This is a genomic window from Streptomyces sp. NPDC005898 (assembly GCF_040629635.1).
GTDB lineage: Bacteria > Actinomycetota > Actinomycetes > Streptomycetales > Streptomycetaceae > Streptomyces.
Map to the genome: position 1 here is coordinate 112,857 of NZ_JBEXWC010000010.1, position 15,429 is coordinate 128,285.

Sequence of the window (15,429 nt, forward strand, 5' to 3'; positions counted from 1 at the left end):
GTCTTCACCGAGCCGATGCCGCAGCGCGGGCCCTCGGCTCCGGTCGCCGCGCCGTCCCCGGCGAGCCGTTCGAAGGCCTCGGTCAGGCCGCTGATCTCGATGGGGTCGCCGAGGGCCGTGCCGGTGCCGTGCGCCTCGATGTAGCCGACCGTGCGGGGGTCGACGCCGGCCGCGCGGTAGGCCTCGACCAGCAGTTCCGCCTGCGCGTGCGGGCTGGGCGAGGTGAGGGAGGTGGTGCGGCCGCCGTGGTTGACGGCGACGGCCTTGATCACCGCGGCGACGCGGTCGCCGTCGCGGCGGGCCCGCGCGTGGTCCTTGAGGACGACGACGCCCACGCCCTCGCCCCGCACATAGCCGTTGGCGGAGGCGTCGAAGGCCTTGCAGCGGCCGTCCTCGCTGAGCATCTCGTTGCGGCTCAGGGCGTCGTAGAGGCGGGGGTCGAGGATGAGGCTCACGCCGCCCGCGACGGCGAGGTCGCAGCTGCCCTCGCGCAGCGCGCCGACGGCCTGGTGGACGGCGGTGAGCGAGCTGGAGCAGGCGGTGTCGACCGCGACGCTCGGTCCGCGCAGGTCGAGGAGGTAGGAGACACGGTTGGGGATGACCGACAGCGCGGCGCCGGTGAGCGTGTGCGCCTCGGCCGACCTGCCGCCGGCGCGCTGCACTTCGGCGTAGTCGGAGTTGGTGGTGCCGATGAAGACGCCGACGCGTTTGCCCGCGAGGTCGCTCGCGCGGTACCCGGCGTCCTCGATCGCCGTCCACACCACTTCGAGGAGCAGCCGCTGCTGGGGGTCCATCAGCTCGGCCTCGCGCGGCGAGATGCCGAAGAAGGCGGCGTCGAAGCGGTCCACGCCGGGGAGGAAGCCGCCCCAGCGCGAACGGGACGTGCCGGTGTGCGCCCGCCAGTCCCAGCGGTCGCCGGGGATCTCGGTGACGAGGTCCCTGCCCTGCTCCAGGTGGTCCCAGAACTCCGTGAGGTCGGCGGAGCCGGGGAACCGTCCGGCCATGCCGACGATGGCCACGTCGCCGCCGCGGGGGGCGGCACGGCCTGCGTCGGGCACGGCCTCGGCCGGTTCGGTTCCGGCGGGGGTTTCCTCAGCGGCGGTGGCGGCGGTGGCGGAGGCGGCGGCATCGGCGGTGTCCCCGAGGACCTCGCTCAGGTGCGCGGCGACGGCGGCGACGGTGGGATGGCGGTAGAACAGCGTGGGCAGGACCTCGATCCCGTACCGCTCGCTGACGCGCGTGCTCAGGACGGTGAAGCTGATCGAGTTCATGCCGAGCCGGCCGAGCGGTACGTCGGCGGGGATCTGCCCGGGGTCGGTGTCGAGGATGTCGGCGATGAGGCCGCTCAGCTCGGGGATGCGGGCGGCAGCCGTACGGGCGGCGGCGGTACGGGCGGCGGCCTCGGTCAGGCGCGCGGCCGCACCACCCGTGCTCCCTGGCTCGCCCGTCGGCGCCCCGCCGCGCAGCTCCGGCGCAGACGCCTCGCCGCGCAGCTCCGCCAGCGGTGCCCGGCCCAGTCTGCCGCGGTCCACCTTGCCGTTGAGCGTCCGGGGCAGGGCGTCCAGCTCCACCAGGACGTCGGGGACCATGTGGGCGGGCAGCCGCTCGGCGAGCGCGTCGCGGGGCGGGGTGGTGGCTCCCGCGTCGAGGACGAGGAAGGCGTGCAGCACGTTCTCGCCGCCGACCGGCCGGGCGACCACGGCGGCCTCGCGGACGCCGTCCCGCGCGCGCAGCGCGGCCTCGACCTCGCCGGGCTCGATCCGGAAGCCGCGCACCTTCACCTGGGCGTCGAGCCTGCCCAGGTACTCGATGCGGCCGTCGGGCAGTTCGCGCACCAGGTCACCGGTGCGGTACCGGCGCTCGCCGTCAAGGGTGACGAACCGTTCGGCGGTCAGTTCGGGGCGGCCCAGATAGCCCGTGGCCAGGCCCGCGCCGCCGATGTACAGCTCGCCGGGCATCCCGGGCGGCACCGCCCTGCCCCGCGCGTCGAGGACGTACAGGCCGGTGTTGGCGATGGGGTGGCCGATGGTGACGCGCTCGCCGGGGTTGAGCCGGCACACGGCCGACCAGATGGTGGTCTCGGTGGGTCCGAACATGTTCCACACCTGGCCCGCGCGGGCGAGCAACAGCTCCGCGGTGTCCTGGTCCAGGGCCTCTCCCCCGCACAGCACCTTCAGCTCCGGTGCTCCCGTCCAGCCGGCCGCGAGCAGCATCTTCCAGGTGGCGGGGGTCGCCTGGACGACGGTGGCGGGGCTGGACTCCAGAAGTTTGCGCAGGAGGACGCCGTCCCGCGCGACCTCGGCGGGCACGATCTCCACCCGGCCGCCGGTGATCAGCGGCAGGAACAGTTCGAGCGCGGCGATGTCGAAGCAGACGGTGGTGAGGGCGAGCAGATGGTCCTTGTCCGTCAGTCCCGGCTCCTCGGCCATGGACAGGAGCAGGTTGGCCAGCGCCCGGTGCGGCACCTGGACGCCCTTGGGGCGGCCGGTGGAGCCCGAGGTGTAGATCACGTACGCGGTGTCGTCCGGTCCGGGCGCGGGGAGTTCGCCCGTCTCGGGGACGCCCGTGGGCGCGTCATCGGCGTCGATGGCCAGGACCGGCGCGCCGAGGTCGACGCGGACCCCCGGGCCGGTGATCAGCAGGTGCAGTCCGGCGTCCTCGGCCATGTACCGCAGCCGTTCGGCCGGGTAGCCGGGGTCGAGCGGCACGTAGGCGCCGCCCGCGGCGAGGACGCCGAGCAGGGCGACGAGCATGTCGGCGGACCGGTCGACGAGCACCCCGACGTTGCGTCCCGGCGCCACTCCCCGGCCCCGCAGGCGGGCCGCCAGCGCGGTGACGCGCGCGGTCAGTTCACGGTAGGTCAGCGCCGTGTGGCGGTCGGTCACCGCCACGGCGTCGGGGGTGCGCAGGGCCTGTTCGGCGAGGAGGGCGGGCAGCACGCGGTCGGCGGGGAAGTCGCGGCGCGTGAGCCGCTGCCGCTCCTGGGCGCGGGCGGTGTCGGCGGGGCTGCGCAGGGACAGCGCGCCCAGCTCGCGGTCGGGGGTGGCGAGGGCGGAGTCGAGCAGCAGGCAAAAGTGCTCGCCGATCCCGCGCACGGTGTCCTCGTCGAAGAGGTCCGGGTCGTACTTGAGGCAGTAGCGGGCGCCCTCGCGCTCCTCCACGACCTCCAGGGTGAGGTCGAACTCGCCCTCCTGATGGACACCGTGGAACACGCCGGCGACCGGGCGGACGTCGGTGTCGTCCTCGACCCAGTTCTGGAAGTAGAAGGCGGTGTCGAACAGGCGCGAGGCGCGCAGCTCCTCGGCGAGGCTCAGCAGCGGGTAGTCGCTGTGCTCCAGGGCCTCCAGGGTGGTGTCCCGCACCTGGCGCAGCAGGCCGCGGAAGTCCTGGCCGTCCGCGATGTCGTGCTTGAGGACGACCATGTTCATGAAGTAGCCGAGGACGTCGGCGTAGCGGGCGGAGGGCCGTCCGGCCACCGGGGTGCCGATGAGGACGCGGTCCTGCTGGGAGTAGCGGTGCAGGAGTGTCGTGTAGACGGTGAGGAGCACCGAGAAGAGGGAGGTCCGCTCCTCGCCCGCGAGGTCCCGTGCCGCCCGGACGCTTGCCGCCTCCAGGCGCCCTTCGACGGAGGCTCCCCGGTGGCCGGGCACCGCCGGGCGGGGCCGGTCGAAGGGGAGTTGCAGGGTGGGCAGGTCGCCGGAGAGCCGGCGCAGCCAGTACGCGCGCAGCTGCTCGCCGCGCGGTGAGCCGAGCAGGTCCCGCTGCCAGTCGACGAAGTCCGCGAAGGTGGCGGGCGGTTCGACGGCGGGCGGCTGTCCCCGGTAGTACGCGGACAGCTCGCGCAGGAAGACGGCGATGGACAGGCCGTCGAAGACGATGTGGTGGAAGGTGAGCAGCAGCACGTGCCGGGCGTCGGCGAGGGTGAAGAGCGTGACCCGCAGCAGGGGCCCGCGCCCCAGGTCGAAGGGTTCGCGGACGCACTCCCTGGCCGCCTCGCGCACGGCGTCCACGGACGAGGTGTCCAACCGCCTTTCGGTGAAGGCCAGTTGCTGTCGCGCCTCCACGATCTGGTGGTCGCCGTCCAGGCGGGCGCGGAGCTGGGGGTGGCGGTCCACCATGGTCTGCAGCGCCTCGCGGAGGGCGGCCGGGTCGGTCCCCGGTTCCAGCCAGAACGCGAGCGGCAGGTTGTAGGCGTACGTGCCGGGCGCCGTCTGCTCGATGACGCTCAGGGCGCGCTGGCCGGCGGACAGGGGGAAGCGGAGGGGTGCCGCCGGGGCGGCGCTCTCGGACACCGCGCCGGTCAGCTCGCCGATGTGGTCGCTCAGCTCGCGCAGGGTGGCGTGCTCCAGGAGGTCGCTCAGCCGCAGCCGGACGCCCAGGTCCTCCTCGATCACGGCGGCGATCTTCATGCCGCTCAGCGAGTCGAAGCCGTAGTCCGCGAGGAGCCGGTCGGGGTCGAGGGGCTCGTCCAGTTTGAGGGTGGCCGTGACGATGCCGCGGAGCGTGTCCAGTGGGCCGTGGCCGGAGGAGGAGGCCGCGGCGGGCGGCACGGTCCTGTCCGGGGCGCTCACCGGGGCGCGGTGGCCGGCGCCCGCGTTCACACCGATGATCACGTGCTGGCCGAGGTGGGCGCCCCGGTCCAGGACCAGGGCGTCGGCGAAGCCCTCCTCCAGGAGGAGCCGTTGCCAGGTCTGCGCGGTGGCCAGGGGCGCGTCCTTGATGCGCAGTTCCTCGTCGGTGAAGGCCCACCAGCCGTCGAGGACCCCGCCGGTGACGGTGATGCTGCTGCGGATCGCGGTCAGTTCGTTGAGCACGAGTCTGCCGCCGGGACGCAGCAGCTCCCGTGCCTTGCGCAGGGTGGCGCGCAGGTCGCCGGTGGCGTGCACGACGTTGGTGGCCACGACGATGTCGGCGCTGCCGGGGGTGTGGCCCTGTTCCGCGAGATCGCGTTCGAGGTTGAGCGTACGGAACCGGGTGAACGGATGGCGTGTGCCGAACCGCTGCTCGGCGCTCTCCAGGAACTGCGGCGAGATGTCGGTGAAGACGTACTCCGCCCGGTCGGCCCAGCCGGAGAGCGCGGGCAGCACGCGCTCGGTGGTCGCTCCGGTGCCGGCGCCGAACTCGACGACGCGCAGCCGCTCGCCCGCACCCAGTTCCTCGACGCGCCGCCGGGCGTGGTCGGTGACCGCTTCGGCGACGAGTTCGTTGAGGGAGTCGGTGAGCGGATTGCCCCGGTAGAAGTCCTGGACGAGGTCCATCGACGCGTTCGGGAACATGATCTCGGTGGCACCGGTCTCGCCGCGCAGCACCTGCGGATAGCCGCGCAGGAACAGCCGGGTCAGCTCCACCGTGGCCCGGATGTCCGGATGGTCGGCGGCGATCCGGTCGAGCTCGCGCTCGGCGTGCTCGACGCTCGTGCCACCGGTGCCGTCCGTGTCCGGGTCCGCGTCGGCCGCGAGGACCTCCACGGCGTCGCCGCGCACGCTCAGGTGCCCGGCGTCGGCGAGGATGTTGAGCAGGGCCGCGTGCAGCCGTCGGTACTTGGGCACGATGCCCAGCCGGTCGGCGAGCGCCGTGACGGTGTCCCGCTCGCCCTGGCGCGGGAAGGCGCCCATCCGCCGGTAGACGCCGAGCAGCGCCGATTCGCAGAGCGCGGAGAGGCGGTCGTAGCCCTCGATGACGGCGTCGGCGCCGGGCCCGGCCGGTGCGGGCGCGGTGAACCGCTCGCCGAGCGGCGACGCGCGGTGGCCGAGGGCCGCGAGGGCCCGCGCGTCGGCGCGGATCGGCATGACCTGGACGGGGCCTTCGGCCAGCACCCGCTCCAGGCAGTCGAGGCCTTCGCGCACGGTGAACTCGGCGACGCCCGTCCTGCGGAACACCTCCTGGAGCCCGGGCTGCGCCCCGGAGCCGACCCGCCCCCAGTAGCCCCAGTTCACCACCCGTACGGGATACGGGAGCCGGGTCGCGAGGTGGCGCCCGTAGGAGTCGAGGAAGGAACTGGCCGCCACGTAGGCGGCGTTGCCCGCCGCGCTGACGAAGGAGCCGACCGAGCTGAAGAGCGCGAGGAAGTCCAGGGGCTCGTCGCCCAGCGCCGCCACGAGCGCGAGGGCACCGTCGACCTTGGCGGCGAGGGCCGCCCGCAGCTCCGGTTCGGTCAGCTCGGCGATGGTGCTGGCGTTGAACGTCATGGCCGCGTGGAAGACGCCGTGCGGGGCGCCGAACCGCCGTCGGGCCTCGGCGACGGCGTCGCGCAGCGCCGCGGGGTCGGACGCGTCCGCCCGCAGGTGCAGCAGCTGTCCCCCGGCCTCGCGCACGCGGTCGGCGGTGGCGCGCTGTTCGGCGTCGAGTTCGCCTCGGCTGATCCACACGATGCGGGCCCGGTGGCGGTGCGCGAGCTCTTCGGACAGGGCCCGGCCGATGCCTCCGCTGCCGCCGACCATGAGGTAGGTGCCGCCGGTGCGGTAGGGCGGGCGCCTCGGCGCGGGTACGGGCGTGCGCACGAGCTGCCGGACGTGGCGGCGGCCGGCCCGCAGCAGGACGGCGCGGCCCGCCGGGTGCGGGGGTTCGGCCAGGAGCGCGGGCAGAATCTCCGCCGTGTCGGTGCCCTCGATGTCGACGCAGGTGAGGTCGAGGTGCGGGCATTCGGCGGCGAGGACCTGGGCGTATCCGAGGATGGCCGCCGCGTGGGGGTTGTCGTCGTGGGCGCCGGCGGTGACGACGGTGATCCGGGGGCCGGCGCCGTGGCTGCGGAAGAGGGCGAGCACCCCGTCGCGCAGCGCGGTTTCGAGGCTGTCGGGGCGGTGCAGTCCGCCGAGGTGGTACAGGTGCCGCACGGGCCGGGCGAGCAGGGTGGCCGGGTCCTCGCGGTCGAGCCGCAGGAGGCGGGCGCCGGGGTGGTGGCGGAGTAACGCCTCGGCGAGCGGGCCGGGTTCCCCGGCGGTGAGGACGGCCACCTCGGGGCCCTCGGCGGCGGTTTCGGCGGTGGTGGTGCGGTGCGCGGGCCCGGGACGTTCCTGCGGGCACCAGACCGGCTGGTAGAAGCCCAGCTCCGGGGCGTCCTCGCGCGCCTTCGACGCGGCGGACGTGGTAGCGCCGGGTGCGGCGTCGGCGCGTATCTCCTGGGGCTCGGTGCGCGTCTCCTGGGGGCCCGTACGCGCGAGCGCGTCCCGGAGGGGCTCCGCCGCCCGCGGGGGCTCGGGTATCCAGTACCGCTTGCGCGCGAAGGGGTACGTGGGCAGGCCGATGCGGCGGGCGCCGGTGTCCGGCCACCGGGCCTCGGCGCCCTGGGTCCACAGCCGGGCGGCCTCGGTCAGGTCACCGTCGCTCAGGGCGCGCGCGAGCCGATCGGCCGCGTCGGCCGCCAGTGCGCGGCGGCCGCGGGCCGCGTCGTGCAGTGCGATGCCACTCTCCACGCCGTCCGCGACATCCCGCAACACGGCCTGCACGTCGGCCAGTTCACGGGCGGGGAAGGCGAGGCGTACGTCGAGCGGCTCCCTGCCGACTCGCAGCGTGTGGGCGACGTCGGCGAGGGACGGCGCGGGGTCGGACCCGGCACGGGCCAGTTCCCGCAGGGTGGTCCGGTCGGTGACGGTCGTCGGAAGGCCGAGGCGTTCACTGAGCACGGCCAGTTCGGCCGCGCCGAGCCCGTACTCGGCGAGTTCGAGATCGGCGTCGAGGTCCCGCGGCTGGACCCGCAGGACGTCGGCGGCCACCCGGACGCACTCGTCGAGCGGCTGCCCCGTGCCCGGCCGCCGGTCGAGGAAGTCGACGAGCTCACGCGCGTAGGCCCGCAGCCGCTCCTCGCTCAGCGCGGACAGGACGATCAGTTCCTCCGGCGACTTCTCGGGCGCGGACGTGCCTGGCTCGGCCGGCTGTGCCAGGTACTCCTCGACGATCAAGTGGGCGTTGGCCCCGCCGCCGCCGAACGAGCTGATGCCGGCCCGGCGCGGCCCGTGCGTCTCTCGCCCGTCCTGGTCGCGCAGCACGGGGCGGTGCCAGGGCGCGGCCTCCTGCTGTACGTGGAAGGGGGTGCCGGTCAGGTCGATGTCGGGGTTCAGCTCCGCCGAGTGCAGGGACGGCGGCAGGACGCCGTGCTTGAGCTGCATCAGCACCTTGGTCAGGCCCGCGATGCCCGCCGCCGACTCCAGGTGCCCGATGTTGGACTTGAGGGAGCCGATGGCGCAGCCGCCCGGGGCAGCGCTGCCGTCGGCGTCGGGGCTGAAGGCCGCACGCAGTCCGGCGATCTCGATGGGGTCGCCGAGGGGGGTGCCGGTGCCGTGTGCCTCGACGTAGCCGACGGTGTCCGGCGCGACGCCCGCCCGGCGCAGGGCCGCGGTGATCACCTCGGCCTGGGCGGTGGGGTTCGGCACGGTGTACCCGCTGGTCTTGCCGCCGGCGTTGATCGCCGATCCCTTGAGCACCGCGTAGACGCGGTCGCCGTCGGCCTCGGCCGCCCGCAGGGGTTTCAGCAGGACGGCGCCGACCCCTTCGCCGTCGACGAAGCCGTCCGCGTGGGCGCCGAAGCTGCGGCACTCGGCACCGCGGGAGATCATCTGACGGTCGGCCAGCATCCGCAGGTGCATGGGGTGCAGGATGAGGTTGACCCCACCGGCGAGCGCCATGGCGCACTCGCCGCGGCGCAGGCTCTCGCAGGCCAGGTGGATGGCCGTCAGCGACGCGGAGCAGGCCGTGTCGACGGTCAGGCTCGGCCCGCGCAGGTCGAGGACGTAGGAGACGCGGTTGGCGACCGACCAGTGGGCGGAGCGCGCGTGCGTGTGCTCGCCGAAGGCGCTGCTGTGCCCCGCCAGCCATTCGTAGTCGTTGTTCATCACCCCGGCGAACACACCCACCGCGCCGTGCTCGCCCAGCCCGCGCGGGCGGTACCCGGCGTCCTCGATGCCGGCCCAGGCGGTCTCCAGGAAGAGACGTTCCTGCGGGTCCATCTCCTGCGCGTCGGAGGGAGAGATCTGGAAGAGCAGCGGGTCGAACTTGTCGACGTCGTCGAGCCAGCCGCCCCACTTGCTGTAGGCGCGCCCGTCCTTGGCGTCCGGGTGGTAGTGCGCGTCCACGTCCCAGCGGTCCGCGGGCACCTCGCCGACGCAGTTGCGGCCCTCGACGACGTTGCGCCACAGCTCGTCCGGTGTCCGCGCCCGCGGATAGCGCCCCGCGAGGCCGATGACCGCGATGTCCTCGGTGGGGCGTCGCGACGTGGTGGCGGGAGCAGCCTGTTGCCGCACGGATGCCAGCAGCTTCAGGAGAAGAGCACGCTTGTCGTCCATAGACCTTCGTCTCATCCGGGTGCCTTGCGGCTCGAATTAGGGCGGCCCACAGCACCGCGCCACAATGCGGCGCGGTCCAAGGTGAACAATTCGTCAATGAGGGCTGAAGATATTCAGCACCGATCAAGAGTGTCGGCTCGCGGTCGGCCTACATGAGACGGAACTCACGTGCGCACGGAAAGGGTGCCTGCCGGTGCGGGGAGGCATCAGTCATGGGATTGTCCGGACCAATTGTCACGAGACTGACCGGGCGAAGTGCGAGGCGGCGGCCGTCGACTCCACTTGCATCACTGTCCGTAGGCATGCCCAGCGCTCGACCCCCCGTCAGCTTCATCGGTCAACTGAAATCTAACACTTGATATCCAGAAGCGGCAACCACGTGATCATTTATGCACCCGCACCTGATCAGCTATTCAACTAAACCGTTCCGAACCCTCGTTGGCCAGCGAGAACCACGTCTCCGGAGGCTTCCGTTCCGTCGTGTCCCGGGGCCTTCCGGGCGATGGTTTCCGGACAGGAACCGCATCGCGACCCGGCCGACCCGGGGTGACCCGGCCCGGTCGGTGCGCCCACCGTCCGTAGCGCGCGCCCGCCCGCCGATCCGTCCGATTGCGCCCAACTGCGGGGACTTGGACCGCTTTTGCCGCAGGCCTCTGCCGCACACTCCCCTCCCCCTCACGCGCGTCGGCAGACGGACGATCCGCGCCGCGGCGAGGCGTGCGGACCGAACCGGGAAACCTATTCCCCACCTGCCCCCGACATATTCACCGAAGAATGAAGAAGCCGCAAAAAAGAGAGAAGCCGCAGGCCGTCCGGCATTCACGGCGGAGTCCCGGGGATTCAGGAGCCATTGGCCCCTGGCGCCACCGTGGAACAATCATGCTACGGTCGTGCGGCGTCGGATCGAGGGGAAGGAACGCGGCGTCGCATTGCGACCCTTCGAGCGTCTCGCCGACCGGTACCCGAGTTTCCGGAATGAAGAATTCCGCCGTGCTGGCGCCACACGTGCTGGCGCCACACGGCGATATCTTCGCGCGTTCTGCGCGTGCCGGACGGACGCCCATACCCGCTTCCCGAGCGAACCATTCATGTATGTCAACCGCCTGGCATGGGGAGGTACGCGGTGACAGAGGAAGATCCCACCCCGCGGCTGGCCGTTCTCGGCGCCGGCGTGATGGGGGTCAGCATCACCACACTCGCCCTCGAACACGGCGTCCCGGTGGTGCTGGTGGAGACCGATCCGGCGAAGCGGGCGGACGCCCCGGCCAGGATCGAGCGCGAACTGCGCACCGCACAGCTCATGGGCGTCCGCTCCGGGAAGCCCCGCGCCGAACTGGTCACGGGTGCCTCTGCGGCCGACTGCGCGGACGCGGACGTGGTGATCGAGGCGATCACCGAGGACGCCGGCCTGAAGATCGCGGCACTGACCGAGGTGAGCCACACGGTCGGTCAGGACACCGCGCTGATCACGAACACCTCCTCCATCCCGGTGGACGAACTGGCCACGAAGCTCCCGCGCCCCGAGGCCCTGCTCGGCGTCCACTTCATGAACCCCTCGTATCTGATCCGCACCGTCGAGGTGATCCGCGGCTCGCGCACCTCGCCCCGGGCCGCGGATTCGGTCGGGCGGCTCCTCACCGCGCTCGGTCGGCGCGGCGTGTTCGTCGGCGACGGCCCCGGCTTCGTGACCAGCCGCGTACTGCACCGCATGATCAACGACGCGGCCCGCGTCGTGCAGGAGGGCCGGGCGAGCGCCGAGGACGTGGACACCCTGATGCAGGACTGCCTCGGCCACCGCACCGGGCCGCTGCGCACCGCCGACCTGATCGGCATCGACAACCTCGTGGACTCCCTGCGGGTACTGCACGAGCGCACCGGCGACGAAGGCTGCCGCCCGTGCGAGCTGCTGCTGCGGAAGGTCGCCGCGGGCGAGCACGGCCGCAAGAGCGGCAAGGGCTTCTACACCTATACGGGAGTGCTTTCCTGATGGCCGGTCAGCTCGCCGTCGACGAGACGCTTCTCGACTACGTACGGCAGATGTCGCTGCGCGACGACGACGTGCTGCGCGAGCTGCGCGCCGAGACCGCGGGCATGCCCATGCTCCAGGCGATGCTGGTCCTGCCGGAGGAGGCCCAGCTCCTCGCCCTCCTGGTACGGGTCACCGGGGCGCGCCGCGTCCTGGAGGTGGGCACCTTCACCGGTTACAGCAGCCTGTGCATGGCGCGCGCCCTGCCGCCCGGCGGCAAGGTCGTCACCTGCGACATCAGCGAACGCTGGACCGCCGTCGCCCGGCGCTACTGGGAGCGGGCCGGGGTCGGGGAACTGATCGACCTGCGGCTCGGCGACGCGGCGCGGACACTCGACGACCTGCGTGCGCAGCACGGCCCCGGCGGCTTCGACCTGGCCTTCCTCGACGCCGACAAGGCCAACTACGTCCGCTACTACGAGCAGGCGCTCACCCTGGTGCGCCCCGGCGGGCTGCTCGTCCTGGACAACACCCTCTTCTTCGGCAAGGTCGTCGACCCCGCCGCACAGGACCCGGACACCCTGGCCATCCGTGAACTCAACGCCCTGCTGCGGGACGACGAGCGCGTGGACATCTCCATGCTCGCCGTCGCCGACGGCCTGACCCTCGTCCACAAGAAGCCCTGAGAGGAAGCACGGAGATGAGCGAGCCCACCACCACCCCTCCCCTGTCGGCGGAGCACGTCAGGACCGAGCTGCGGCGGTTCCTGGAGGAGCGCACCAAGACCGACTGGGCGGCGGACACCGACCTCTTCGCGACCGGCGGGGTCTCCTCCCTGTTCGCCATGGAGCTGGTGGTCCACGTCGAGAAGACCTTCGGCATCGCCGTCGAGGGCCCCGACCTGCGCATCGACAACTTCCGTACGGTCAACGCCATGACGGACCTGGTGCTCCGGCTCGCCGAAGCGGGCTCCGGTGAGTGACGAACTCGCGGCCCTGATCGGTGCGGAGATCGCCGACCGGGCCGCGGAGTGGGACCTGGCGGGGGCGATCCCCCCGGAGGTGCTGCGCGGGCTCGGCGCCAAGGGCGCGCTGTGCGCCGAGGTGCCCGCCGAGTACGGCGGTCACGGTCTGACGGGCCGGGCGAACGGTGAACTGACGGCACACGCGGGGGCGTTGTGCAGTTCGTTGCGGTCGGTGATGACCTCCCAGGGCATGGCCGCCTGGACCATCCAGCGCTTCGGCACCCGCCGCCAGCGCTCGGCGGAGCTCCCCCGGCTCACCTCGGGCTCGCTGGCGGCCGTGGCGTTCAGCGAACCGCAGGCCGGCAGCGACCTCTCCGCGATCGCCACCACGATCGCGGACGACGGCGACGAGGTGGTCCTGAACGGGCACAAGGTCTGGTCGACCGCCGCCGCCTACGCCGACGTGGTCGTCGTCTTCGGCCGCTACCAGGAGGGCGCGGCGGCCGTCGTCGTCCCCACCGACACCCCGGGTGTCACGGTGCACCCCGTCGCCCAGCCCCTCGGCTGCCGCGCCGCGGGCCACGCGGACGTGGTCCTCGACGGCGTACGCCTGCCCGCGTCCCGTGTGCTCTCGGGCACGAGCCAGTCGCTCGGCCTGCTGACCACCCTCGCCCTCACCTACGGCCGCCTCTCGGTGGCGTGGGGGTGCGTCGGCATCATCCGCGGCTGCCTGCGGGCCGCCGCCTCCCACGCCCGCCGCCGCGAGCAGTTCGGCAAGCCGCTGGCCGAGCACCAGCTCGTCGCCCGGCACCTGTCGGAGCTGCTCGTCGCCGAGCAGACCGCCACCCGGGTGTGCGAGCACGCCTCCGACCGCTGGGACAGCGGCTCCCCCGAGCTGTCGGGCGAGGCGGTGCTCGCCAAGCACGTCGCCGCTGGACACGCGGCACACGCCGCCGCCACCGCGGTGCAGGTACTCGCCTCGGCGGGGTCGGTGGACGGCGAACCGGTGGCCCGGGCCTACCGGGACGCCAAGCTGATGCAGATCATCGAGGGCAGCGACGAGATCTGCCAGCTGATCCTCGCCGAGCGCGCGCTGGAGGGTGTGGCATGACGACGGCCGGCGAAGACATAGGAATAGGCGCGATCCACTGCCTGCTGCCCGAGGAGCGCGTGGCCGTCGAGGACCTGCCCGAGCTGGCCAGGCTGACCGAAGAGGAACTGCGGTTCGCCGGGCAGGCCGGCATCAAGTCGGTCGGTGTCTTCCCCGACACCGAGCCGACCGAACTCGCCGCGCGGGCCTGCCGGGAACTGTTCGCCGCGCACCCCGGCGACCCCGACCTGATGCTGCACATCGGTTCCCGCGCACCGGACGTGCTGATCGGCTCGGACGCGGGCAAGATCGCCCATCTCGCGGGGCTCACCGGCATTTTCCCCTTCACCGTCGACGGTCTGGGCTGCGCCGGCTCGTCGGCGGCCTGGGCGCTCGGCAGGGACCTGCTCAACGGCGACCCGTCCCGGCGGAGCGTCCTGCTCACCTACGGCAGCCGGCCCACCGCCGCCGACCGGGTGCGCCGCCCCGTCACGGTGATCGGGGACGGGGCGTTCGCCATGACGCTGGTGCGCGGCGGCCGGCCGCTGCTCAAGGCGCACCGCATGGAGGCGGACAGCTCCTTCCACGACCTGTTCAAGGTCGAGTACAAGAACAGCCCCTGGTCGCAGTGGCGCGAGGTGTGCGACGACAACGACCGCTACTCCTTCGAGCTGGCCATGCACAGCCGCACCAGGCTCGGCAGGCTCGTCGACCAGGTGCTCGCGGACGCGGGGATCGGCAAGGACGACGTGGCCGCCACCCTGATGCAGAACGTCACCTCCAGCGCCTTCGACTTCTACAAGGCCACGCTGGGGCTCCAGATCCACCCCGTCTGCGCCACCCACCTGGCGGAGCTGGGCCATCTCGGCCCGATGGACGTGGTCCTGAACCTGGACCGCCTCCTCGCCTCCGGTGAGGTCGGCCCCGGGGGCCATGTCCTCGTCCTGAGCAACAGTCCGGTCGCCGCGTGGACGGTGACGTTGTGGGAGGTGTGAAGCCGGTGACGACCGAAGCGCGGCAGCCGAACGAGGCGCGGCCGACGATCAAATGCCTGGTCTGGGACCTGGACAACACCCTGTGGCGCGGCACGCTCGTGGAGGACGGCGAGGTCGTGCTCCACGAGGGCCTGCGCGAGGTGATCACCGAACTGGACTCGCGCGGCGTCCTCCAGGCCGTCGCGAGCCGCAACGACCACGACCACGCCTGGGCGCGCCTGGAGAAGCTGGGCGTCGCGGAGTACTTCGTGCTGCCGCACATCAACTGGGGCGCCAAGTCGGCCTCCGTACGGGCCATCGCCGAGGAGCTGAACTTCGCGCTGTCGACGATCGCCTTCATCGACGACCAGCCCGCCGAGCGCGCCGAGGTCGAGTTCCACCTGCCCGAGGTGCGCTGCTATCCGGCGGAGGAGGCCCTCGGCCTGCCCGGCCGCCCCGAGTTCACCCCGGCCGTCGTCACCGGCGACGCCCGCAGGCGGCGGCAGATGTACCAGGCCGGTGTCCGGCGGGAGGCCGAGCGCACCGAGCACACGGGCACCGACGAGGAGTTCCTGCGCTCGCTCGGCCTGGAGCTGCGCATCGAGCGGGCCGGCGACGAGGCGATCTCCCGGGTCGAGGAGCTGACCCTGCGCACCAGCCAGATGAACGCGACGGGCGTGCACTACTCCGATCAGGCCCTGCGCGCCCTGATGGCCGACGAGGAGCACGAGGTGCTCGTCGCCTCGCTCGTCGACCGCTTCGGCCCGCACGGCGCGATCGGCGTGATCCTGCTGGAGCGGCGCCCTGATTCCTGGCACATCAAGCTGCTCGCGACCTCCTGCCGCGTGGTGTCCTTCGGCGTGGGGGCGGCGCTGCTGCGCTGGCTCTCCGACGAGGCCGCCCGTGCCGGGGTCCTGCTGACCGCCGGGTTCCGGCGCACCGAACGCAACCGCATGATGGAGGTGGCCTACCGTTTCGCGGGCTTCCGCGAGCACACCGACGACGCCGTCGCGGCGGAGCAGGACGGTGTACAGACGCTCGCCCTCGAACCGGCCAGGCAGGACGCCCCCGCGCATCTGGACGTACGAGCCCCACGTCTGTTCGGAGACTCGCCCGAGCTGCTCCCGTGGGCGCACGCGCGATGACGTAGGGGGCCC

At 72.8% G+C, this 15,429-nt stretch carries 7 protein-coding genes (1 of these 7 cut by a window edge); 6 read left to right on the forward strand and 1 reads right to left on the reverse strand.

The genetic code is table 11. From position 1 onward, the window contains the following. Positions 1–9,278: the start of an amino acid adenylation domain-containing protein gene (locus tag ABZ385_RS16080; RefSeq protein ID WP_358911816.1), read on the reverse strand. The gene continues 13,987 nt to the left of window position 1, outside the view; only the first 9,278 of its 23,265 coding nucleotides appear in the window; it begins with the start codon at positions 9,276–9,278; the stop codon falls past the left edge of the window. Between the two features lie 1,123 nt (positions 9,279–10,401). Between ABZ385_RS16080 and ABZ385_RS16085 the strand changes: the two genes are divergently transcribed. Genes ABZ385_RS16085 through ABZ385_RS16110 form a run of 6 tightly spaced genes read left to right on the forward strand, consistent with a single transcriptional unit; the run spans position 10,402 to position 15,417 of the window. Next, the gene (locus ABZ385_RS16085; RefSeq protein ID WP_358911818.1) at positions 10,402–11,265 is read left to right on the forward strand and encodes a 3-hydroxyacyl-CoA dehydrogenase family protein; all 864 of its coding nucleotides are present in this window, start codon (positions 10,402–10,404) and stop codon (positions 11,263–11,265) included. Continuing rightward, a complete protein-coding gene (locus tag ABZ385_RS16090) occupies positions 11,265–11,930 on the forward strand; it encodes a class I SAM-dependent methyltransferase (RefSeq protein WP_358585794.1) in 666 nt (221 codons plus the stop codon). The genes ABZ385_RS16085 and ABZ385_RS16090 overlap by 1 nt, the downstream gene beginning before the upstream one ends. A 14-nt stretch (positions 11,931–11,944) precedes the next feature. Further along, positions 11,945–12,226, forward strand: a complete 282-nt coding sequence (locus ABZ385_RS16095) for an acyl carrier protein (RefSeq protein WP_127911399.1) — start codon at positions 11,945–11,947, stop codon at positions 12,224–12,226. Beyond that, complete coding sequence (locus tag ABZ385_RS16100) at positions 12,219–13,319, forward strand: acyl-CoA dehydrogenase family protein (RefSeq protein ID WP_358585792.1); 1,101 nt, start codon at positions 12,219–12,221, stop codon at positions 13,317–13,319. Before ABZ385_RS16095 ends, ABZ385_RS16100 begins: the two co-directional genes overlap by 8 nt. Next, positions 13,316–14,293, forward strand: coding sequence for a 3-oxoacyl-[acyl-carrier-protein] synthase III C-terminal domain-containing protein (locus tag ABZ385_RS16105; protein ID WP_358585791.1), 978 nt, complete (start codon positions 13,316–13,318; stop codon positions 14,291–14,293). Before ABZ385_RS16100 ends, ABZ385_RS16105 begins: the two co-directional genes overlap by 4 nt. Before the next feature lie 5 nt (positions 14,294–14,298). Then, positions 14,299–15,417, forward strand: coding sequence for an HAD-IIIC family phosphatase (locus tag ABZ385_RS16110; RefSeq protein ID WP_358911820.1), 1,119 nt, complete (start codon positions 14,299–14,301; stop codon positions 15,415–15,417). The last annotated feature ends 12 nt before the right edge of the window (positions 15,418–15,429 follow it).

What these genes read in the sequence shown, in the direction of transcription:
- ABZ385_RS16090 (WP_358585794.1), top strand. Translation starts at nt 11,265, where the DNA reads ATGGCCGGTCAGCTCGCCGTCGACGAGACGCTTCTCGACTACGTACGG.
- ABZ385_RS16095 (WP_127911399.1), top strand. Translation starts at nt 11,945, where the DNA reads ATGAGCGAGCCCACCACCACCCCTCCCCTGTCGGCGGAGCACGTCAGG.
- ABZ385_RS16105 (WP_358585791.1), top strand. Translation starts at nt 13,316, where the DNA reads ATGACGACGGCCGGCGAAGACATAGGAATAGGCGCGATCCACTGCCTG.